Raw genomic sequence first — 20,677 nt, 5'->3', positions numbered from 1 at the left:
AATGAATAGGAGCAAGGGAGTTGATGTACGTTGGATGCCTTTGATAAGTTAACAATCCTGACAGATGCAGCCAAATATGATGTAGCATGCACATCGAGCGGAGTTAACAAGAAGGCCGCTGCCGGGGGAATCGGCAGTGCGGCCGCCGCTGGAATTTGTCACAGCTTTTCGGCAGATGGGCGTTGTATTTCTTTGTTAAAGATATTGCTGACTAATGTTTGCATCTATGATTGTAAATACTGTGTTAATCGCATTTCTAACGACACGACGCGCGCTTTCTTCACACCCAGGGAACTCGCTGAGTTGACGATGAACTTTTACCGCCGCAATTACATTGAAGGCCTGTTTATAAGTTCTGGCGTTATAAAAAATCCGGATTATACTTGCGAGCAAATGATAGAAGCTCTGCGTATCTTACGTGAGGAGTACCGGTTTTCCGGCTATATTCATGCCAAAGCAATTCCGGGAGCCGATAACATACTGCTTACACGCCTTGGAATGCTGGCGGACCGAATGAGTGTAAATATTGAACTACCTTCACAAAACAGCTTACAATTGCTGGCGCCTGATAAGTCAAAGCATTCCATTTTTACACCGATGGAATTTATTCAGAATCACATACAAGAGAATTCACGTGACATTGTTAAATATAAAAATGCCCCCAGATTTGTCCCTGCTGGCCAGAGTACGCAAATGATTATTGGCGCCACTCCTGACACCGACTATCAAATTTTGAACTTAACCGAAGGTTTGTATAGAAAATATAAGCTAAAGCGGGTCTTTTTCTCTGCTTACATGCCGGTAACTGAAAATAGTCTTTTACCTGCATTAGATACAAAACCACCGCTATGGCGTGAGCACAGGCTTTATCAGGCGGACTGGCTTTTGCGCTTTTACGGCTTTTCAGCCCGAGAACTTCTCGATCAGCAGAATCAGAACTTTAATCCTTATTTAGACCCTAAATGCAACTGGGCTCTTAACAATATAGACTTTTTCCCCGTAGACGTTAACCGGGCTCCTTATCAAAACTTACTAAGAGTGCCTGGTATTGGTGTAACCAGTGCAAAGCGGATTTTATCCGTCCGTCGTACTGCAACACTTAATTTCGACAGTCTAAAAAAATTAGGGGTTGTTCTAAAACGCGCCCAATACTTTATTACTTGTAATGGAAAAAGAGCAGACGGAATTAAAAATTCACAAAGTGTGATGTTGCAAGCTTTACTATCGGAGAAAGCTCTGGAAATAAAACGCTGGGATTTTTCTCGCACAGAACAGCTTTCCCTGTTTGAGCAGCACCTGCCGGTTTTACCTGCAGCGATGGGGGTTATGGAAAAGTGTATAGCCAGTCAGATTTGATCTACTGCTACGACGGTAGTTTTGACGGATTATTGTGTTGTGTATTTGAAAGCTATGAGAAAAAAGAAATTCCAATGGATATTGTATTAGCAGATGAAGCTCATTCCCTGCTTTTTGCAACAAAAAAAATCTCGACCGACTTGTATAAAGCGGGTCGAGTACTGGATTCTATACCCAGAAAGATGGGAATTTCCGCTCTTGATTTTGTACGTCACTCTTTTTTAACTTGTCTTGCCCAAAAAGAATTATACATTTTACTATTTCTGCGTCTGGGATACCGACATGGTCCTGCGGTAATGAACATGTTAACGGAAGATATTGTAAATAAGCTTTTTAAGGCAGTTCAGCATCTGGAAAGGGAAAGTCATCTGTTTAAAGGATTCCTTAGATTTTCTATCATTAACAATGTCCTTGTCGGCGAAATAGAACCCAAAAATTACGTATTGCCTCTCTTGGTACAGCATTTTTGCGAGCGTTATCCGGAAGAGCGTTTTTTAATTCATGACAAAACACATGGGATGGGACTTGTTTATCGGCCATACCAGTCTGCAGTCATTTCGATTGAAGAACTTGAACTGCCGGAAGTTGATGAGGATGAGAAAACTTTTCGCGAACTATGGCAGTTGTTTTACGATACTATTGCAATACAGGGTCGATATAACCCGCAATGTCGCATGAGCCATATGCCCAAACGTTACTGGAAATATATGACCGAGTTTGGGCGACAAACACAAACAAGTATCCCCCGAGACCGGTCTGGCTCTAGTGATACTTTATTGAGCATCCCGGCGCATGAAACTTAATAAAATTTATTTCTTTCATCACCCATTTTTATTCGTTGTACACCTATTTCCAATATTGATAAACTTCCTTAATTGGTTTATTCTTATTGTTGACTGCCAAATAGAAACGCAGGTGTTGTACGCAAACGGGCCTTATCGTTTGTCACCATTGACAGACGGGTTCGCGCTTGGCCGCTCCAAACTTGCCACTAACCAGCCGTCAAAACTATTTTCAGCTTAATTTATCCGATGACTACCCCGCCCTAAGACTCCCGCTTCGATAAGCGGGAGTGAAGAGCGGCTAAGTCTCTGGATAAGGGCGACTAACCTTCAGCTGGGGTTAAAACCCACCTGAAGCTAAGTCTACTTTATGGAGGGACTCGCGTGATTATATGCTCACCGGCGCCATGGCCGATCATAAAAGCAGCGCTTTTGTCACAAATCCATAATGACCTGCCATGCTTTCACGGGGAGCAGGACAGTCTGGGCCTGTTTAAAGAGACTGACCGCTATGATGCCGATACTACGGCTCTGACGGTCCTGGTCAGACAACTGGCCGACACCTGCAGCCTGGATGCCGGCTGGTTGCTTGGAATGCCCGGGCAAACGCTGGCGCGCCTGATTTTTACCAACCTTCGCTATCAGGCAAACGACAAAGGGGCTGTCATCTTTTCCGCAGTCGAACAAGCCCTGCGCTACGGTTATTCTTACTGCTGCTGCGGTATTGGGGACATCAGCCGGATTTTTCTCTCCCGTGCTAAGGTAGTCTCCCACGAAGTTCATAAAATGACCGGCTTTATCCGGTTTCAGCCCGCGCCTGACAATACCTTGGTTGCCAAACCAAAGCTTTTTCACCAGACCGGCGATCTAATTTTAAAGCAGTTTGCCCCTCGCTATCCCAACACCCGCCTTGTACTTATCCTGGAAAATACGGCTCTTGTGTTTATTAACGGCAAAATGAGCAGTACAGACGCCAAACCATTCTTGCCATATCTGGAGAACCAGGATTTTACCGCCGCCTGGGAAACTTATTACCAGTCGCAGTATATTGCCACCCGTAAAAACATCAGACTGGCCCAGCATGCCATTCCAAAAAAATACTGGGACTGGCTGACTGAGAGCAAAATTCTGGAAAGTGAGGCTTCCAACTAAACCATGCGTAAATATCTGCCCCAACCTTACTTTAGCCGGTTTATCAGGGCCATTATCGAATTCGATATGCTGCAAGCAGGCGACAAAATCCTTGTCGGCTTGTCCGGCGGCAAGGACAGCTTATTTCTCACTTATGCTTTGGCAGTACTCAAGGATATTTCGTCGGTCCAGTTTGAACTTGGCGCTTTTACCCTCGATCCTTTATTCACCGATAACTTCGACCCGGCGCCACTTGTGGATTTTTGTGCCAAACTGGGTATTCCCTACGGCACAGAGCAGGCTAATATCGCCGGTATTATTGATAATAACGAGGGTAAGGACCCGTGCTTTACCTGTGCCTTTTTCCGTCGCGGCTCTGTCAACAGCTATGCGCAAAAACACGGTTACAACAAAGTAGCGCTGGCCCATCATCACGATGATGCCGTGGAAACTTTCTATATGGGGCTCTTATATGCCGGCCATTTGAAAACCTTCTCCCCGGTAACGCATTTAAGCCGGACCGGACTTACCGTAATTCGTCCGCTGGTTTATTTCCGGGAAAGAGAAATTAGGGAAACGGTAGGATTGCACGGATTAACCCCTATCGCCAGCCCTTGCCCAATGAATGGTAAAACCAAGCGCCAGGAGATTAAAGAGCGGATCGCCGCATTGGAGCAAGCCGACCCGGCTTTCTATGCGCATCTGGCTGCAGCTATGCGCGGTGGAAAACCGCTCGAGTTATGGCCAGACGAACCTACCAGAACTCAGCTCAAAGCTAAGCATGACGCATTCTGGCAGCGCAAACCGGTATAAGGTTTTTCATCAGACATAAAAATCCCAAAGGAAATCTATGGATTATCATAGAATCTTTTTACAAGTCATAAAAAACGGATAAAAGATTGTGAGGGATTTTTATGTTATGGATGAAAAAGGTTTGCATAGTTGTTGGGCTGTTCCTATTGCTCACCGGCGCTGCCGCCCCATTCCAGGCGCAGGCAAGCAGCAGGGATCTCACCAGAGTTACAGTTATTTTCAAGGTGGACAACCCTGATTATTTCTGGCACTACCCCTTCCTGGGCAAACCGTTGGACCAGATTACCGTTTCCAGTTTCGGCAAAACCTTTACGATACCGTCTTCATCAGATACCGATAAGATTGAAATCGATGTACCGACAGACTACTACCTGCGGCTGAATATTCAGTTGCAAAGCGATGACACGACACTGCAGACTATTCCTTATATCTCAAAACACCGGATACGTTCCGGCAGCACAAGTTTTACCATTGTGCTCAAAGCGCCTGAGCCGCAGTCAGTCAAAATATCCTCCGATGATTTTGAAGCCGCCCGTCCTTAGAAACAAAAATACCCTGCTTGGGCAGGGTATTTTTTATTGCTTGACTTATCTTTCTCATTTAACCAGCTGGTTGGCATAAACCAGGCGAATACCGGCTGCTTCAATCTCGGGGATCATTTCCCGCACAGCCACAACTGTGTTAGGGCGGGAATGCCCGATTACAATTACGGAACCATAGCGCCCTGCCAAATCAACTGCTTTACGCAGTTGATTTTTTATGAGCCCAATATCCGGGCTGTTATCCAGAAACAACTCGTTTTCCCCGGTTCTAATCCCCATCTGTCTGGCTGTTTCGGCAGCCACCGATTGACTGCTGGTGCGGCTATCAATAAAAAACAAGCTCTGCGATTTAATAACACCTAATACTGTTTTCATGACCCGCCGGTCGGCTGTCGCCTTTGAGCCCTGATGATTATTGACACCCTTGACTCCAGGTACAGCAGCAATGGCGTTGGTTACAGTCTGGCGTATTTCCTCATCACTCATGCCGGTAGTAATAACAGTCGGTTCAACCCCTTCACTGGCCGACAGTGGTTCTAAGGGTAAATGGAGCATAACAAGATGACCGGCGCTCAGGGCTTTGGCAGCCGCTTCATTGCTATAGGTACGGTAAGGCAGTACGGCAAAAGTAATTGGCCGCCCCATCTCGGCAAAGCCGGCAATAGGCTCCCGGTTATAGCCAAAATCGTCAATAACAATGGCCATTTCCCCACGGCTGCCTTCCCCTTTGGATTTTCGTTTTTCGGCAGGCTTGCCTTTAACAGCAATATATAAGCGGTCAGTTACCAACGTCAGCGGCTCACCACCCAGTTTCTCCTGCAAACCAATATCAAATCGCACTACAGACTGTCCGGCGTAGGTATCCGGCTCGGTTCCGAGCAGTTTGACCTCTGCCTGAATCAGCATCTTTTCAAGACTTTGAGGTGACATAACATCAGGCAGTTCGATAAGCATCTGGCGGCTGTGCCAACGAATCAGTCCTTCAACCTCTTTCCTGGGAACCTCGCGCTTGCTCTCCTTCGGTTCTTTTACTGCCAGCTTGGCATTGGCCAGTACAGCATCAACAGCATTATGAATTTTTAGCGAAGCCTGCGAATAATCAGCAACAACCCCTGCCCCTGTTTTTTCCAGATTATAGCCGGGCTCCGGGGCAGGCTTGGCTTTTCCGGGAGATTTTCCGTTGTAATAATAAATAAGGCCAATTATAGCAATCCCTAACAGCAGCCACCATTTTAAACTTCCGGTTTTCTTAGCCATGTTGATAAATCTCCTTGCGCAAATTAACAGTATCTCGGGCAATATTGTCAACTCAATTATATAAGCAGCCAGCGTTCATTGTCTACTTTAATGTTGTGAAAGCCTGTTGCAATATTAACATAAAATTAACCTTATCTTAAGAAAACATGGAAGGAAAATGTCGTAAAAAAAACTAACATTTTATAACAGCCAGGAAAAAAACGCTAAATCAAAAAACCGATCTAAAGGAGTACAGCGTGAACATTATCAGAAATGCCGCAGTAAAATTACGTAAAATCCATGTCAAAATGAAAGCCCTGCACCTCCCCGCAATCCTTCATCGCAAACTTCCCTGTTTTAAGACGTCATTAACAGCCTGCCGCATTCCCTGTTGCACTGTTTACGGCAAGATATTAAGCAACCTCAGTCTGCAAGCCAAATTGGCCGCAATCATTGCCATTATGTCACTTTTATCGATCGGTGTTGGCGTAATCGGGCTGCAGGGTATCAAGAATTCTAACGATTCACTGAAAGGCATGTATCAGAGCCGCATTGTATCGCTACAGGAGCTTAAGGTCATGTCAGATAATTTTACAATAAATATTGTTGATACCTGCCACAAAGTCAAGGATGGGCATATGGCCTGGGCGCTAGGGCGCAGCAGGCTGCAGGAAGGCACCAAGGCCATCAAGGAACAGTGGACTTCCTATAAAAACAAACCGCTCACGCCCGAAGAAGATCGGATGGTTTCCCAGATTGACGGATTGTTCGGGATTGCGGACGGCGCTATTGCCAAAGCCACTGAAATTATGGTCAAAGAAGACAAGAATGCCCTGTCCGCCTTTATGATTGAAGAAATGTATTCAAGTATCGAACCGGTATCCGGGAAACTATCCGAGCTGCTGGACTTGCAGCTCACCCTGGCCAACCAGGAATACCAGGAGGCCGATTCCCGCTACACCCGGCTAATTATGATATTCTGCACCATGATTATCGCTGGTCTTGGTACTGCTGTCGGACTGGCTTTATTCATTCTTCGCCAGACTCTCAAGGAAATTCATACTATGGTCACCTGTGTTGAGGATGTCGCTGCCGGTAACCTGGCAATACCGGAAATTGTTATTACCTCTCAGGACGAAATCGGCCGTCTGGGTACTGCCATCAACGCCATGGTGCTGAACTTACGCTCCCTTGTGCAAACAGTGTCTCAGTCAGCCGAACAGGTAGTTGCAGCCTCGCAGGAAACTGCCGCCTCAGTTGAGCAAGTGTCGGTTACAGCGGCTGAAGTCGCCAATAACAGCGTCGCGTTGGCCAATGACGCTGCTATTGGTACTGTATCCGTTGTGGAGGTTTCTAAGTCGCTGCTGGAACTATCCTCGCTGACCGATATTGCCAAACGGGAAGCAGCCTCTGCCGCCGCCAGTTCAAAAGAGACACTGAACACTGCGCTTGAAGGCCGGCAGACAGTGGATCACACGGTGGTTTGTATGGACAATATCAAGATTAAAACAACCGAGACCGAAAAAGAAATTACCATGCTCAACCAATACATTGCGCAAATCAGTGCAATTACCGAGACCATAACCAATATAGCCTCGCAGACTAATCTTCTGGCCCTTAACGCGGCTATCGAAGCTGCCCGGGCCGGCGAAGCAGGCCGGGGTTTTGCCGTAGTAGCCAAAGAAGTAAAACACCTGGCCGAGCAATCCACCCGGGGTGCAGGCGAAGTATCCCTGCTCATCAGCAAGGTTACACAGAGTATCGCCGCCGCAGTAGCAGCTATAGAGGGCAGTCGTATGAAAGTGGAAGAAGGTGTTGCCAGCGCCGGTCAGGCGCATAAAACCCTGGAGAATATTTTGACAGCCGTTAATCATACGGCAACCGATATTGAAGCCGTTCTTGCCATTACCGATGAAGAAGTAACCCATTCGGACATCCTAATCGATTTGATAGATTCACTGGCCACTGTAATTGAAAATACGGCTCAGCAAGCCAAGGAAGTGTCCGGGGCGACACACCAGACTTCGAGCGTAATGGATTGCCTGGCTACCACTTCTACCGCTACGAATTCCATGGCAACCAATCTCAAATTGGCAATGGCGCAATTCAGGACATGATGAAGCAAGGAGGATTACTTATGGAAAATCAAGAGTTTGTGATTGTGGACAATCAGGTTGTTATTAATCTGACCGGTGACCTGCAAGGAGAGCTGGCAGCCGCCATCAGAGAGGCTGTGTTAGGATATATTGATGATGGCTACCCCAATTTCCGACTGAATTTCTCCCGGGTGAGCGGTATCAACTCAACCGGTTTGGGTATGCTTGTCAATATTCAGAAACGGGCTCTGCAAAATGGCGGCAGCATTACCATCGCCGGCCTCGACGGCAGTGTCAAAGCGGCCTTTGACCGCACCCGGCTGACCCGTGCCTTTACTATCCTGGATAATCAAGCTGCTGCAGCCTGAGATAAAGAAAACACGGCTTGCGCCGAGCCTCTGGCGAAAGCGGAAGTCGATGTTGCCCTTATCCAGGCGAAAGTTATACTTTCTATCAGGATAACAGAACGCAAATGCCCGCGGCCTGCAATGTGAGGGGATGACCAATCCCTTGCATTGCAAACCAGCGGGCATTCGCGCTTTTATTTATACCGTAATAAATAGCGTTCTCTTATGAGCGGAAGTTGATAAACTGCAACTCAATACCAAAGTCTTTATCTTTCAGCTTCTGAATGACGGCCTGCAAATCATCCTTTTTCGCGCCGGTCACCCTTACCTGATCATCCATAATTTGCGCCTGCACTTTGAGTTTTAAATCTTTTATGGCGCTAACAACGTCTTTGCCTTTTTCCTTGCTAATTCCTTTTTGAATTTTTACCGTCTGTCGCACCGTGCCCCCTGACGCTGGCTCTACCTTCCCCTCATCCAGGCATTTTAACGGCACATTGCGTTTTACCATCTTACCTCTTAGGATATCCAGCATAGCGCCAAGTTTGTAATCATCCTCAGCCGATAATTTAAGCGAATCACCGTCCAAAACAATTGCAGCCTTACTGCCTTTAAAATCATAGCGCTGGCCAATTTCCTTACTGCTTTGATTAACGGCGTTATCCATTTCCTGCATGTCAACTTCAGATACAATATCAAAAGAACTATCTTTTGCCATAACACAAACCCCTTCCTTGCTTTAACTCACCAAAGCCAATATTTTGTTTGCTGTTATTCGTTTCTCTATTTTTCCCACAAAAACCTGCCTCTATCACTTTCTAATCCATAATTTTCATCGATCGAGAAATTCAGGCAAGTCTTATAACCGGAAAATCGCCTTTACCTGACAAACCACAGGATAAGAACCGGCGCCAACACCGAAGTAAATATTCCGGCCAAAGCCATGGCCACACCGGCCATCGAGCCTTGCTGCTCTCCTTCCAGCAGGGCCATTGCCGTCCCCTGGCCATGCGATACCGTACCCATTGCCAGCCCCCGGGCCACCGGATCATGGATTTTGAACCAGGACAGCAGGGCTAGCCCGGCTACTGAACCAAACGTACCTGTTGCCACAACAAAAGCTACCGCCAGCGCCGGATTACCCCCGGCCATCTGGGCAACGTCGACGGCAAAAGGAATCGTCGAGGATTTAGGGATAATGGACACAATTATTTCCCGTGATAAACCACCGGCCCCGGTGATACAAAGAACGGTAACCATTGATACAACGGTTCCCATGCCAACACCTAAAATAATAGCGGCGCCGTATTGCCGCAGCAATTGCCGGTTACGGTATAAGGGCACGGCCAAAGAAACAGTCGCCGGCCCAAGCAGTATCGTCATAATATCCTTGGCCGGAGTGTACGCTGCGTAAGAAAACTTGCCTAAGGACAGAATGGCGATAAGCACAACCGAGCTAATTAGGACAATATTAACTAACGGATTATTATAGCGAAAATATAAATAGCGGCTGCCAAGGTACGCTGCGACAGTAAGCAAAATAAAAATGCCGGTAGTAATTACTTCCATTTCCTATCCCCCCTCTGCAATAGCTGCGTCAGGATGCCCACCGTGAAAAACGGTAAAACAGCACCGGCCAGCAGCGCAACCGTTAATATCACCCCGTACTCATAAAAAACGGCTCCCCAGTCCATTAACCCAACCGCAATCGGAATAAAGAAAAATAACATATGTTTCAGTAAAAAATCAGCAGCAGCCTGAATGTAGTGGAGTTTTATAATTCCACTGAGTAACAGGACAAACAGCAAAACCATGCCAAACACGGTTCCGGGGATAGGTAAACCGCTAAGGGCTGTAATTTGGTTGCCTAACCAGTAAATGATCCATAGCAGCAGGCCTTGTGCCGTCATCTTGAGCAGATTCAATAGCATGTGAAGTTCTCCTTATGAACATATATTAAAATGGTAAATGAAAATAGGCTATTCTGTCAAATTAAGTGTTAATAAAAACGCTGCATTCCCGGAATCTGAATGCAGCGTTTTGCTTTATCCGCGACTAACCTTTAGATGGGGTTAAAACCCATTTGAAGCTAAGTCTACTTTATTGTGGGCAATATCGGGGAAAACTCAGGTTTTTTAAAAAACCGTTCTGAAAACCAGGCTGCGCCGCCAATTCCACATAATTAACTTTGGCAGCTATTGCAATACATCGTTGCATGCGTTCGGCCGACAGCAGTGTCTGAACGGCGCCGGTGCCGGCTGCATTTCCGACCGAATAGATGCATTCCGGCCTGACACCCGGCAGCATACCAATAATTACGGCACTCTCAATGTCAATATAGTTGCCAAACGCGCCGGCCAGGCACACCTTTAGCTCATGCCGCGCAGACAACCTTTCCTGCAGAAATTCAATACCGGTACATATCGATGATTTTACTAATTGTATCTGGCGCACGTCGGCCTGCGTAATGGAAATATCAGCTCCGCCGGCGCTGTCCTTAGCCGCGACAAGAACAAACTCCCATTGCCCGTCACGCTTTTTCAGGCGCTCACGGATTGATAGCGGCAAACCGCCGGCTGCTGTATTAAAACGTCCGTTAGCAGCTAATACGCCGGTTTTCACCAGTTCGGCCACAGCCTTAACGATGCCGGAGCCGCAAATGCCAACAGGCTTAACATTGCCAATTACCTGAATCAGAACATCCTCGCCGGTAATAACAACGTCGGTAATAGCCCCCTCGGCAGCCCGCATGCCATCGCGGATGTAGGCGCCTTCAAAAGCTGGCCCGGCCGCAGTGGAACAAGCATAAAGCCGTTTGCCGTCACCAATAACCATCTCGCCGTTTGTTCCCAAATCCACCAACAGTAACGGTTTATCGGCAATGTCCTGCTCAATAGCCAGTATGGCAGCGGTCGTATCTGAACCCACAAAACTCGCAATGTTCGGCAATATGATGACTTTTCCCTGCTTGTTTATGGATAGTTCCAGCTCCGTTGGATCAAGCGGGGCTATATATTTAAACAGTGCGGCGTACGGCTTGCGTACCAGCGTGGACGGTGAAATCTCCAGCGCTAAATGCGACATTGTGGCATTACCGGCCACCGTTACCGTATAAATATCGTGAAGCGCTATGTTCGCCATGCCACATAATTCAGCAATAATTTGGTTCAGGCAGATCCTTATAAGTTGGGACAGCCGTTCCAGCCCGCCTTCCAATTCGTGTGTCGCCTGAATCCGGGAAATGACATCAGCTCCCATCGACGCCTGCGGATTATTTTTTGAGCATACGGCAATTACCTTACCCGCCTTGATGTCCGCCAGCATTCCCACTACCGTTGTTGTGCCCACATCAAAAGCCACTCCGTACAGCCGCCCGGAAGTATCGCCGGTTTCAACTGCGATTAACTGGCTGTCAAGCAATGTAAGGGTGATGCGTTCAGGCTGCGTTTCGACCACTGCTGCCAACCGCCGCAATATGGCGGCCTGATCAAAGAACCGGAGACTGGCGCCAAGCCGGGGATCTGACGTTTGAGACGCCAGCGCCTGCTGAAGCATATCCTGTAAAGAATAGTGATTGTCGACAGTCGGATACACGGGAGTAAGCACTACTTTCTTTACCAGCGGCGTTTCTTCAGCAATACCAATTTCAATATTCTGCCCTTTTGAACTGACCGCCGCCTTGTTCAGCAAAATAGTAATGTCCCCCCGGGGATACACCTGACAGGCCAGATAGGTTTTGTCCGGTCCGGGCTGAACAGGTTGCCCGGTTTGCGTAGTAACCTGACCGGACAGCACCTGGATCTTGCACCGGCCACAGGTACCCCGGCCGCCGCAATTGGCTTCAATAAATACGCCACAGTCAACAAGCGCCTGCAAAATCGTCTTGTCCTTTTTACAGGTAAAACACCGGTCATTGCCAGCTATCAGTAAGTTATAAGTTATGTCTGCATCCATTATGTAGACCTTCTTTCTTCGGATTATGCAAAATGCCAAAAAGAAGAACTACTTTTATATGACAGATAGTTCTTCTTTCGGTGGAATGTATGCAACGAGCCTATCGAAGAGGACAGACATCGAAACAGCATTGTATTATAGTACCCAATAAAGATTGACAGACAGGCAGTGAGTAAAAGCATAGGTTAAGCGTCAGCGGCGAAGCGTTACAAACTGACCGCCTATGAAAGAGCCCATATTGGATTTCTATATAGATTACTCTTGGCAGCTGCTATCCCGGCGCAAAATCGCCAGCGAGCCGGCAACCACTTCTTCCAGGACTTCCGTACGCTGACCGAAGAGCAATACATTGATGTCTAAGTGAATCGTCTTCCAGGTACTGGTCAGTTCTCTTGCCCATTGAGCCGAGAGTTTGATGTCAACCTGGTCCAGTCTGGTAAGGGATAAAAATACAAATTCCGTATCCGGTAATTTTGCCACCATTTTAATATGTCCCAGTATAATCCCCTTGTGCGACAAAGGCCTGCCGATATCCTGTATCAGGCGGGTCATCAGCGTTTCGATAACCGGTTTAGTCAGAGCCTGAGGGAAGTCAAAGTCGTATTTTTTGCTGAATACCACAGCATCGTCCATTTTACTCAAAACGAATGACCTCCTCGATTACCTCGGCAGGCAGCTTGCCGGCCGCACTGGCAACCAGAATAGGGACTTCGCCGACGATTTCCTTAATGTCCCGGGTAATTTCCAGCCGGTCAGAACCGGCAATATCGGCTTTATTAATAAGCACTAAGTTGGTTTTCTCCACCTGACCGGTAACAAGCGGGCCAAGAACTTCCTTTAACTCCAGCCAGCGGCCCATATCAACAAGGGTAATCGTTTTGAAGCCGGTGTAGAAGCTGCAATACTCATTAATCAGTTTGGCGATATTGCCCGGAATAGCTAAGCCAGTCATCTCAATGATTAACCAATCAGGTTTGATGGTTTCATGAATTTCTCTGACTGCCGTGATTAGATCACTGGTAATCTGACAGCATACACACCCGCCAAATAACGGTCTAACCTGTAAGCCACTGTCAGCGAACAGCTGATCATCAACGCCGGCTTCACCAATCTCGTTTTCGATGAGAGCCACCGTTTCTTGTTTATTTTCCGTTATGTATCTGGCAATCTGCAATATGGTCGTTGTCTTGCCCGAGCCTAAAAAACCGCCAAAAAGTAATATATGCATTGTCTTCCTCCACCTTTTACTGCGAACATTCACTATACCAACCGCCAGTCAACAACCCACCCGGCGGTTTCCCGAATATCCCATACAGGAAATCCGGATTGTCACACAACCCGGATTAATCCTGCATGAATAAAGTTTTCGCAACCGTCACCGTGAAGCAGCTTGGGAAACAGGCTCATCACTATCGCTTTCCACAGGAACTTTGCGATCGCTCAGCCACCCGATTTCTCTGGCTATACTTACTATTTTATTAATAATTTGCGGTACCTCATTTTGGGTACACTCTGCATCCGGGATCTGACTTTCAGGCAGGGTATGCTGCCTGACCATAGGCTGCTCACTCCCGGCCTTTTGTGTATCAACATTACCGGCAATACTGCCTATTTGCTTATTTTCGTCTTCCATAGCAGAAATACCCTCCTTCAAACCAGATTATTCGATAATAAGGAACTCTTAATTAGCCCCGGATGCCTTCTTGGACATCTCCACTGCGTCATAGGCATTCTTGCAATACCCGTCGGCAGAACACCATTGAGCGACATTTTGATCAACCGGGCCGCCGCCTACCAGAACTGTTGCTTTAGACCCGCTTGCTTTTACGGCGGCCACTGTCTCTTTCATTACATCAAAGGCAGTGGTCAGAAGGCAGAACATGCCAACTACATCAGGATTATGGGTCTTAACCGCATCAACAAAAGTTTCTATAGGAGCATCCACGCCGATATCTACTACTTTAAAACCATTACAGCTTAAAATAGTGGATACAATGTTTTTACCGATATCATGAATGTCATCTTTAACCGTTCCCAGGATAACAGTACCAACGGATTTGCTGGCGCCGCCTTCATCAAGGGCCGAGCCCAGGAGAGCAGCTGCATTAGAGAATACTTCCGCCGACATGATCAATTCGGACAGATAATAGTCACCGGCTTCATAGAGTTTACCCACGCCTTCCATACCGGCTTGCAGTTGTCCAAGAATTTCAATGGCAGATACACCTTCTGCCGTTTGTTCTTTTACCCCGGCAATGACCAAATCCTCTTCGAGCTCAGTTACCGCTTTTACCAGATCAATCTTTGACATTCGATCTCCCCCTAAAATATATATTATAGAGTAATCCCGTTTTCCTGAGCTGTTACGCGGTTATGCGTAAAGCCCTTTTCTATGAGCTTTCAGATACTTGGTACAATACCGGTCATTGCCCAGCAGGGCCTGTCCGGCGTATACCACGCCCATCATTGCTTTGTCAGTGGGGTTCAGGATGTAGCCGTCCATGCCCACTGTCATGGTTTGTACTACAAACAGCCGGTTAAGAACGGCCCGGTTGGGGAACCCGTAGGAAATGTTGCTTAGGCCGCAGGTTAAGTGTACGGCAGGATATTTTTGCTTAATTGCGTAAATAGCATCTAAAACCGATTTGCCATACTTATCATTTGTACTTAACGGTTTGATCAGCGGGTCAATATAAATGTCATCCTGCTGGATGCCCTCTTTCGCCATGTCGTCAATCAGCTTGCTGGCAATCCGCAAACGATCCTCGGCCGTTTCCGGCATACCGGCGTCTTCAATACAAAGAGCCACAATTTTAGCATTGAATTCCTTAACCAGCGGCAAAACAGCTTTGTATCGCTTTTCTTCGGCTGTTGTAGAATTTATCATGCGCTTACCATTTGTCGTCTTAGCCAGAGTCAGCCCGGCTCTCAATGCATTCTCGTCAGGGCTGTCAATGCATAGCGGCAAATCGGTAACTTCCTGAATCGTATTGACCAGCCATTCCATGCATTCAATTTCCTGACCGACCATTGTCCCGCAATTTACATCCAGATAGTTCGCCCCGGCTTCCTCCTGCTGTTTGGCAACTTCCTGAATGTAAGCCGCGTTTCTTGTCTCAACGGCTTCACGGATGGCTTTACGGCTGGTATTAATGAGTTCTCCGATGATTAGCATCTAAAACGTTCTCCTCCTCTTAGGCATCATGTATATACATCTATATAAATAATAGCTCGGCATTTCCCTTTTGTCAACAGAATTTTTCTTATATTGCAAAAAGTCTCATTGTGTTTTAAATTGACCGGTTCATACTTACTAACCGGCCCGCTGGCTTATTTTTATAATACCCGTGTAACACAAAAACATACCGAAGTTGTGATCCTTCCTTACGCAGGATGCTCATGAAAAAAAGGGGGCGCATTCCGCTTTTCATTTAAACGTTTTACGCATCCCCTTTTCAATATGCTCTCCATCTGTTACGCCAAAAGAATTGTGCCGACGTTCTTACTCAGGGTCAGCTCAACCGCAACCTCAGCCTCAGGAAAGCCTGGCAACTGAACCTGGACAGTATAATTGCCGCTGTTGGCCGTTAGTCCGTCAAACTTAAAATCACCAAAATTATCGGTAACAGCTTCCGCCAGTTTTTCCTGCCCTTTTAACAAAGTTACGCTGGCGCCTTCCGCGCAGTCGACAACATCCTCCCGCTTCATTGCCACACTACCGCCAATAAAGCACTTGTTAAACCGGTACAGGTTTTTATAGTACACACCGGGCCGTGTATTGGCTTCCGGCTGCAAAACCTCCAGCTTCTCCGTCTGGCAGAGGCGGCTCATTTCAGCATCTTCCACAAACTCCGCCCGCAGCGCGCCGGTGGGACAGGCCTGGACACAGCGCGGCTTCTTCCAGCCCTGGTCCAGGAGATGGGCGCACAAGGTGCATTTTTGCGGGGCTGCCTGTTCCTGGTTCCACCAGATAGCCTGATACGGGCAGGCCTTAACCAGTTCCTGCTGCCCTGCCGCCTTTACAGGGTCGATAATTACAATCCCGTCCGGCCGTTTGGTAATACTGCCCTTTGCCGCCCGGATACAGGGAGCATCGTCACAGTGCATGCAGGTAGTCGGCCTGTACGCCACATCAACAAGCGGGTACTGCCCCCGTTCCGTACGCATGATGTTTATCCAGCGGTGGCCATGCCGGGGCTGAGGGCGGGTGTAGTCCGGCCAGTCATTCTCGACATGCTCGTCCTTGCAGGCTAAAAAACAATTATTGCAATCCACACATTTCTCAACATCAATGATTAAACGCCACTTTTTCATGAAACACTCTCCTCGCCGCCCCATTTGGCAATTTCAATCAGGCAGGAATTGGCCGCCATAGCGTGCGATTTCTTAATCATCATCCGGCTGGGAGTTAGCAGGTTGATGCAGCCGCCAATGTCCGGCGACTTGCCGGGTTCACCCACCGGTTTGTATACCGCCGATGATTCGTACGAGTGTACCGTTCCCGGGGGAATGCGTTCGGTTAACTGCGCTGCACAAATAACAGCCCCCCGGTCATTAAAGGCCTTGACCAGATCGTTTTCCTTAATACCGCGAGTCGCGGCATCAAGAGGATTGATCCGGATAATCCAGTAATAATGGCCATTGATGAATACCCGGTGATCCTTAATGTCATTGATGGCGCTGTCTTTGCCGTCACTTTGCGTATGGAAGGTGAATTTCGGATGCGGCGAAATCAGCTGCAGCGGGTATTTGGCATAAAGCTCCGCAGCGTGCGGCCCTTCCCAGGCCGGGATGTATTTCATAATCGGCGGCCGCTCCGGATCGTTGGGGTCAAAACGTTTTAAGCTGGAAGATTCAAATTCCAGTTTGCCGGACTGAGTCTGCAAGCCCATGCGGTATTCCCCCGTATAATCAGCCGGGGCCGGGAACGGTTCGGGCGTATCCTTGGGGCGGCCTTCCGCATACCAGCGGAATGACACCGGATCACGCCGGTCTTCAGGCAGCGGCGGAATAACAAAATAGCCTTTCTTGAGAAACTTTTTCCAGGATATGCTGTTTGGCAGGTCGGTCCCTTCGAACAGCCGCTTGCACCATTCCAGTTCGGTAGAGCCTTCGGAAAATACTGAACCCAGCCCCAGCCGTTTGGATAATTCCAGGAAAATCTCGATATCGGATTTTGACTCGCCCAGCGGCTCGATACATTTGTGCTGCAACACGGCAACCCGGTGGTTAACCTGGGTAAAGGAATGATAGATATAGCCGCCGCAGTTGGCAAATTCACTGATATCCCAGCGTTCAAAGTTAGTACAGGCCGGCAAGATTACATCGGCAAACTGCGCCTCGCCCTCAAACCAGATTGATTGATTTACAACAAATTCAAGCCCGTCTGAGCGGTACATGTTTACATACCGGTTAGTATCGACCATTGTGCCGATATGGGAGCCGCCGTACTTATAATACATTTTTACCGGTGAATAGCCGGGAGACGGGTATTTAAGCGGGAAAAACTGGCCTTCGATGGTTTTGGCATCCGCAATATAGGCCTCGCACTGTCCCTCCATAATGGCTTCCGGTATTTTAAGACGCGGCACCCCCTGATTGACAGTATTCATAGTGACAATATTCGGCATCCGCTGATATAAGTTGAGGAAGTTGCCGGTCCCGAAAATATCGCCCGACATACCGCCTTCGGCGTAACCTGGGAAGTAGAAGCGGGTATCCACCGGAGTCCCCTGCTGCATCCCGCCCATATTAACGCCGGGTTTGCCTAAGCCCTGCATCGCCATGAGACACACCATGCCTCTGGCCCAGTCGGTGCCATTGGCAGTCCGGCAGGCGCCGCCGAAACCGATTATACCGCCGGCCGCCAGATAGGTCTTTTTCCGGCCCCATTCCCGTGCCAGCGCCCGGATATCTTTGGCCGGAATACCGGTTTCCTGCTCCTGCCACTCCGGCGTTCTGGCTATACCGTCTTCTTTCCCAAAAATGTAGTCCCGCCATTTATCAAAACCGGTCGTGCGTTCAGCCACATACTCTTTGTCATACAGGTTCTCCGTAATCCAGACATAGGCGATCGCCAACACCATGGCGCTGTCGGTACCCGGTCTGGGCGCCAGCCATTTACCGCCAAGCAATCCGGCCGTATGGTTAAAATACGGATCAATATGCACAAGCTTAATGCCAAGTTCTTTCAGCCACTGCCGGCGTATTGTCCCTTCCTGCGCTCCGTATACACCACTGGTAGATTCGGGGTCGCTGGACCAGAAAACAACCATTTCACAGTTTTGGAGGCAATCTTCCACCAGATTGTAAGTTTCCGAGCCGCCATTGCGGGCGCTTTGCCCCCAGTGGTGGGTTGCGCCCCAGAACCACCCTTCCCAGCTATCCGGATTATGCACCACCGGCGTCCAGCCGATAGAGTTAAAAAACCGCAGCCTGGCGCTTAGCCAATACCCTAACGCCCCCCAGGTATGATGAGAACCGCTGCCGTTCATAATTGCGCCCGGACCATGATCTTTTTTAACCCGTTTAATTTCGCTGACAACAATATTCAATGCCTCGTCCCAGCTAATCCGCTCATAACCTGATATTCCCCGGTTCTGCGGGTTTCTTTCACCATTGGGGTCAAAGTCGACCCGTTTCATGGGGTAAAGCAGCCGGTTCGGCGAATAAATCATCGATTTCCAGGCCAGGGTATGGGGATTCACCGTGGTTCTTCTAGGCGGCGAAAAACTCTTGCCTCTGGCCCGGACCACCCAGGGGTCGGCATCCTCTTCAGCAAAATCAATCGGTGTAATGCGGATGATTTTCCCAGCCTTGACATATACAAAGACCGGGCCGCCATTGGTATTGCTTGTATAGCGCGTGACTCCGCCGCCCATATCCACACCATATTCCTGGTCAACACTCATTGTCATATTCAGGGTCTCGGCAAACCAGAGCGTCAGTTCGTCCGGCCCTTGCATGTCAATCTGAAAATGCTTGGCAGCACTGATAAATTCCAGTTGGGTTTTAGTTGGCTTCATTAATCGTACAGCCGTTGCGGCATCTTCAAAGGACATAATAACATCCGGTTTTTGGTGTATTCCCGCCTGTGAAGCAACTTTGCCGCCTTTAAAAATAAAATATCTGCCCTGCGAGTTATCTCTTAACTTAATTTGCGCAACAAAATCCTTTTCTTTAAGCCGCGCGGCAAATGTGTCAGATCGCAATGCCGTCATCTTCAGGATTTTTTCCAGACCAAAAAGGATAATAGAAAATTGTGTACTTGCAAACGCCATGCTAATCAGCTCCCTTCAAACAACTCCATTATTTCAACCTCATAATACTGCAATCTGCTTTCTTTGGGAAATACCATGTCTGTCTAAGCTTATGACAGAAAAGTATTACGCCCGGCGGAACTTATCTTTTTTGCCGGAAAGTACTTTCCCTCATTCTGTAATCTCTTTATACTATATGATATAAGCGTTATCCAGGGGGGATACAATGGAAGTCCAGTTATTACGTGAATTCGTATGCCTCGCAGAACATTTAAATTTCAGCACGGCAGCCAAGGAGCTCTTTATCGCCCAGCCTGTCCTCAGCCGCCACATTGCTGATTTAGAATATGCACTGGGCGTGCAGTTATTTGCCCGCAATAAACAAAATGTCCGGCTCACACCGGTCGGTGCAGCGGTGCTTGGCGAAGCTACAACCATTCTCGCCCATTACGAGGCAGGTATCCAAAAAATCCGGCTGGCAGTCGCCGGCTTCGCCGGCCAGCTTACCATCGGCTTTTTGGGAGCACCGGTTAAAAGCTTTTTCCCTGCGCTTATCTCACGGTTTCGCAGCACCTATCCCAATGTCGATTTACAATTAAGCCAGATGAATCTGGGAGCACTTGCCACTGCGTTAAAACGCGGCGATATCGATATTGGCTTTACGCTTTCGTTTGATTTGCTGAGTATATCCGGACTGTGCTGGAAGACTTTGTACGCCGATTCGCTGGCCGTGGTCCTGCGGCAGGATCATCCTGCCGCCAACGAGAATAAGCTCATGCTCTCAGCCTTGTCCCGGGAAAACTTCATCTTGCTGGCCCCGGAAGAATCGCCCAGTCTTTACAATCAGATTATGACGCTTTGCGCAGCCGGCGGCTTCTCCCCGAAGGTTGCCAAACTGGCCGCCTTTCCTGAGAACGCGTTGCTGATGGTCGAATCAGGCATCGGCGTCGCTGTTTTGCCGCGGCATATTAAAGAATACGCCGGCTCTGAGCTCCGCTTCCTGGACATCGCCGGCGGCAGTACCGGCTTTGATGTGGTTGCCGCTTGGGGAGAGGTCCATTCTAATCCAACCGTTCCTCTGTTTCTGCAAGAGCTTGAAGACCTGCAGGCAGCCGGCAGCCTCCGCTAATAAATTATGAATACAGCCCCGCCCCGGCCATA

At 48.2% G+C, this 20,677-nt stretch carries 20 protein-coding genes; 8 read left to right on the top strand and 12 right to left on the bottom strand.

The genetic code is table 11. From position 1 onward, the window contains the following. Nucleotides 1-30: 30 nt before the first annotated feature. The 5 genes from SATMO3_RS12580 to SATMO3_RS12560 all read left to right on the top strand — a co-directional run bounded on the left by SATMO3_RS12580 (nt 31) and on the right by SATMO3_RS12560 (nt 4,624). Nucleotides 31-1,356, top strand: a complete 1,326-nt coding sequence (locus SATMO3_RS12580) for a putative DNA modification/repair radical SAM protein (protein ID WP_371381133.1) — start codon at nt 31-33, stop codon at nt 1,354-1,356. Continuing rightward, on the top strand, nt 1,335-2,159 hold the full coding sequence (locus SATMO3_RS12575) for a TIGR03915 family putative DNA repair protein (protein ID WP_371381132.1): 825 nt from the start codon (nt 1,335-1,337) through the stop codon (nt 2,157-2,159). The genes SATMO3_RS12580 and SATMO3_RS12575 overlap by 22 nt, the downstream gene beginning before the upstream one ends. Nucleotides 2,160-2,522: 363 nt before the next feature. Next, the gene (locus SATMO3_RS12570) at nt 2,523-3,290 is read left to right on the top strand and encodes a DUF4130 domain-containing protein (protein ID WP_371381131.1); all 768 of its coding nucleotides are present in this window, start codon (nt 2,523-2,525) and stop codon (nt 3,288-3,290) included. A gap of 3 nt (nt 3,291-3,293) precedes the next feature. Further along, nucleotides 3,294-4,082: a tRNA 2-thiocytidine biosynthesis TtcA family protein gene (locus tag SATMO3_RS12565; RefSeq protein ID WP_371381130.1), complete on the top strand. Its 789-nt coding sequence runs from the start codon at nt 3,294-3,296 to the stop codon at nt 4,080-4,082. Nucleotides 4,083-4,183: 101 nt separating this feature from the next. Beyond that, on the top strand, nt 4,184-4,624 hold the full coding sequence (locus SATMO3_RS12560) for a hypothetical protein (protein WP_371381129.1): 441 nt from the start codon (nt 4,184-4,186) through the stop codon (nt 4,622-4,624). 54 nt (nt 4,625-4,678) lie between these two features. Here SATMO3_RS12560 and SATMO3_RS12555 read toward each other — a convergent pair whose 3' ends face one another. Then, nucleotides 4,679-5,881, bottom strand: a complete 1,203-nt coding sequence (locus SATMO3_RS12555) for a divergent polysaccharide deacetylase family protein (RefSeq protein ID WP_371381128.1) — start codon at nt 5,879-5,881, stop codon at nt 4,679-4,681. 236 nt (nt 5,882-6,117) lie between these two features. Here SATMO3_RS12555 and SATMO3_RS12550 point away from each other — a divergent pair, with 236 nt between their 5' ends. After that, nucleotides 6,118-7,977: a methyl-accepting chemotaxis protein gene (locus tag SATMO3_RS12550; protein ID WP_371381127.1), complete on the top strand. Its 1,860-nt coding sequence runs from the start codon at nt 6,118-6,120 to the stop codon at nt 7,975-7,977. A gap of 20 nt (nt 7,978-7,997) precedes the next feature. After that, nucleotides 7,998-8,324: an STAS domain-containing protein gene (locus SATMO3_RS12545; RefSeq protein WP_371381126.1), complete on the top strand. Its 327-nt coding sequence runs from the start codon at nt 7,998-8,000 to the stop codon at nt 8,322-8,324. A 202-nt stretch (nt 8,325-8,526) separates the two neighbouring features. Here the strand turns inward: SATMO3_RS12545 and SATMO3_RS12540 are convergent, their stop codons facing one another. From SATMO3_RS12540 to SATMO3_RS12490, 11 genes are all read right to left on the bottom strand, one after another. Next, nucleotides 8,527-9,021: a YajQ family cyclic di-GMP-binding protein gene (locus SATMO3_RS12540; RefSeq protein ID WP_371381125.1), complete on the bottom strand. Its 495-nt coding sequence runs from the start codon at nt 9,019-9,021 to the stop codon at nt 8,527-8,529. 161 nt (nt 9,022-9,182) lie between these two features. After that, nucleotides 9,183-9,872 (bottom strand): LrgB family protein, encoded by a 690-nt coding sequence (locus SATMO3_RS12535; protein WP_371381124.1) that lies wholly within the window; start codon nt 9,870-9,872, stop codon nt 9,183-9,185. Further along, nucleotides 9,863-10,234: a CidA/LrgA family protein gene (locus SATMO3_RS12530; protein ID WP_371381123.1), complete on the bottom strand. Its 372-nt coding sequence runs from the start codon at nt 10,232-10,234 to the stop codon at nt 9,863-9,865. The genes SATMO3_RS12535 and SATMO3_RS12530 overlap by 10 nt, the downstream gene beginning before the upstream one ends. A gap of 169 nt (nt 10,235-10,403) precedes the next feature. After that, a complete protein-coding gene (locus tag SATMO3_RS12525; RefSeq protein ID WP_371381122.1) occupies nt 10,404-12,257 on the bottom strand; it encodes an ASKHA domain-containing protein in 1,854 nt (617 codons plus the stop codon). A gap of 255 nt (nt 12,258-12,512) precedes the next feature. After that, nucleotides 12,513-12,899, bottom strand: coding sequence for a hypothetical protein (locus SATMO3_RS12520; protein ID WP_371381121.1), 387 nt, complete (start codon nt 12,897-12,899; stop codon nt 12,513-12,515). Next, nucleotides 12,892-13,485 (bottom strand): GTP-binding protein, encoded by a 594-nt coding sequence (locus SATMO3_RS12515; RefSeq protein ID WP_371381120.1) that lies wholly within the window; start codon nt 13,483-13,485, stop codon nt 12,892-12,894. The genes SATMO3_RS12520 and SATMO3_RS12515 overlap by 8 nt, the downstream gene beginning before the upstream one ends. A gap of 147 nt (nt 13,486-13,632) precedes the next feature. Further along, nucleotides 13,633-13,890, bottom strand: coding sequence for a hypothetical protein (locus SATMO3_RS12510; RefSeq protein WP_371381119.1), 258 nt, complete (start codon nt 13,888-13,890; stop codon nt 13,633-13,635). 48 nt (nt 13,891-13,938) lie between these two features. Then, nucleotides 13,939-14,568, bottom strand: coding sequence for a B12-binding domain-containing protein (locus SATMO3_RS12505; RefSeq protein WP_371381118.1), 630 nt, complete (start codon nt 14,566-14,568; stop codon nt 13,939-13,941). A gap of 60 nt (nt 14,569-14,628) precedes the next feature. Beyond that, nucleotides 14,629-15,432, bottom strand: coding sequence for a methyltetrahydrofolate cobalamin methyltransferase (locus SATMO3_RS12500; RefSeq protein ID WP_371381117.1), 804 nt, complete (start codon nt 15,430-15,432; stop codon nt 14,629-14,631). Nucleotides 15,433-15,731: 299 nt separating this feature from the next. After that, a complete protein-coding gene (locus SATMO3_RS12495) occupies nt 15,732-16,571 on the bottom strand; it encodes a 4Fe-4S dicluster domain-containing protein (protein ID WP_371381116.1) in 840 nt (279 codons plus the stop codon). Beyond that, nucleotides 16,568-19,537 carry a molybdopterin-dependent oxidoreductase gene (locus SATMO3_RS12490; protein ID WP_371381115.1) on the bottom strand — a complete coding sequence of 990 codons (2,970 nt, stop codon included), beginning with the start codon at nt 19,535-19,537 and terminating at the stop codon, nt 16,568-16,570. Before SATMO3_RS12490 ends, SATMO3_RS12495 begins: the two co-directional genes overlap by 4 nt. A 205-nt stretch (nt 19,538-19,742) precedes the next feature. Between SATMO3_RS12490 and SATMO3_RS12485 the strand changes: the two genes are divergently transcribed. Next, nucleotides 19,743-20,645 (top strand): LysR family transcriptional regulator, encoded by a 903-nt coding sequence (locus SATMO3_RS12485; protein WP_371381114.1) that lies wholly within the window; start codon nt 19,743-19,745, stop codon nt 20,643-20,645. The last annotated feature ends 32 nt before the right edge of the window (nt 20,646-20,677 follow it).

It is taken from the genome of Sporomusa aerivorans (assembly GCF_041428895.1).
Classification (GTDB): domain Bacteria; phylum Bacillota; class Negativicutes; order Sporomusales; family Sporomusaceae; genus Sporomusa; species Sporomusa aerivorans.
Note: the sequence above shows the minus strand (reverse complement) of the source record. Positions and strands in the feature narration are given on the sequence as shown.

Excerpts from the sequence above, each read along its gene's own strand:
- SATMO3_RS12565 (WP_371381130.1), top strand. The coding sequence starts at position 3,294 with ATGCGTAAATATCTGCCCCAACCTTACTTTAGCCGGTTTATCAGGGCC.
- SATMO3_RS12560 (WP_371381129.1), top strand. The coding sequence starts at position 4,184 with ATGTTATGGATGAAAAAGGTTTGCATAGTTGTTGGGCTGTTCCTATTG.
- SATMO3_RS12555 (WP_371381128.1), bottom strand. The coding sequence starts at position 5,881 with ATGGCTAAGAAAACCGGAAGTTTAAAATGGTGGCTGCTGTTAGGGATT.
- SATMO3_RS12545 (WP_371381126.1), top strand. The coding sequence starts at position 7,998 with ATGGAAAATCAAGAGTTTGTGATTGTGGACAATCAGGTTGTTATTAAT.
- SATMO3_RS12540 (WP_371381125.1), bottom strand. The coding sequence starts at position 9,021 with ATGGCAAAAGATAGTTCTTTTGATATTGTATCTGAAGTTGACATGCAG.
- SATMO3_RS12535 (WP_371381124.1), bottom strand. The coding sequence starts at position 9,872 with ATGGAAGTAATTACTACCGGCATTTTTATTTTGCTTACTGTCGCAGCG.
- SATMO3_RS12530 (WP_371381123.1), bottom strand. The coding sequence starts at position 10,234 with ATGCTATTGAATCTGCTCAAGATGACGGCACAAGGCCTGCTGCTATGG.
- SATMO3_RS12525 (WP_371381122.1), bottom strand. The coding sequence starts at position 12,257 with ATGGATGCAGACATAACTTATAACTTACTGATAGCTGGCAATGACCGG.
- SATMO3_RS12515 (WP_371381120.1), bottom strand. The coding sequence starts at position 13,485 with ATGCATATATTACTTTTTGGCGGTTTTTTAGGCTCGGGCAAGACAACG.
- SATMO3_RS12510 (WP_371381119.1), bottom strand. The coding sequence starts at position 13,890 with ATGGAAGACGAAAATAAGCAAATAGGCAGTATTGCCGGTAATGTTGAT.
- SATMO3_RS12505 (WP_371381118.1), bottom strand. The coding sequence starts at position 14,568 with ATGTCAAAGATTGATCTGGTAAAAGCGGTAACTGAGCTCGAAGAGGAT.
- SATMO3_RS12500 (WP_371381117.1), bottom strand. The coding sequence starts at position 15,432 with ATGCTAATCATCGGAGAACTCATTAATACCAGCCGTAAAGCCATCCGT.
- SATMO3_RS12495 (WP_371381116.1), bottom strand. The coding sequence starts at position 16,571 with ATGAAAAAGTGGCGTTTAATCATTGATGTTGAGAAATGTGTGGATTGC.
- SATMO3_RS12490 (WP_371381115.1), bottom strand. The coding sequence starts at position 19,537 with ATGGCGTTTGCAAGTACACAATTTTCTATTATCCTTTTTGGTCTGGAA.
- SATMO3_RS12485 (WP_371381114.1), top strand. The coding sequence starts at position 19,743 with ATGGAAGTCCAGTTATTACGTGAATTCGTATGCCTCGCAGAACATTTA.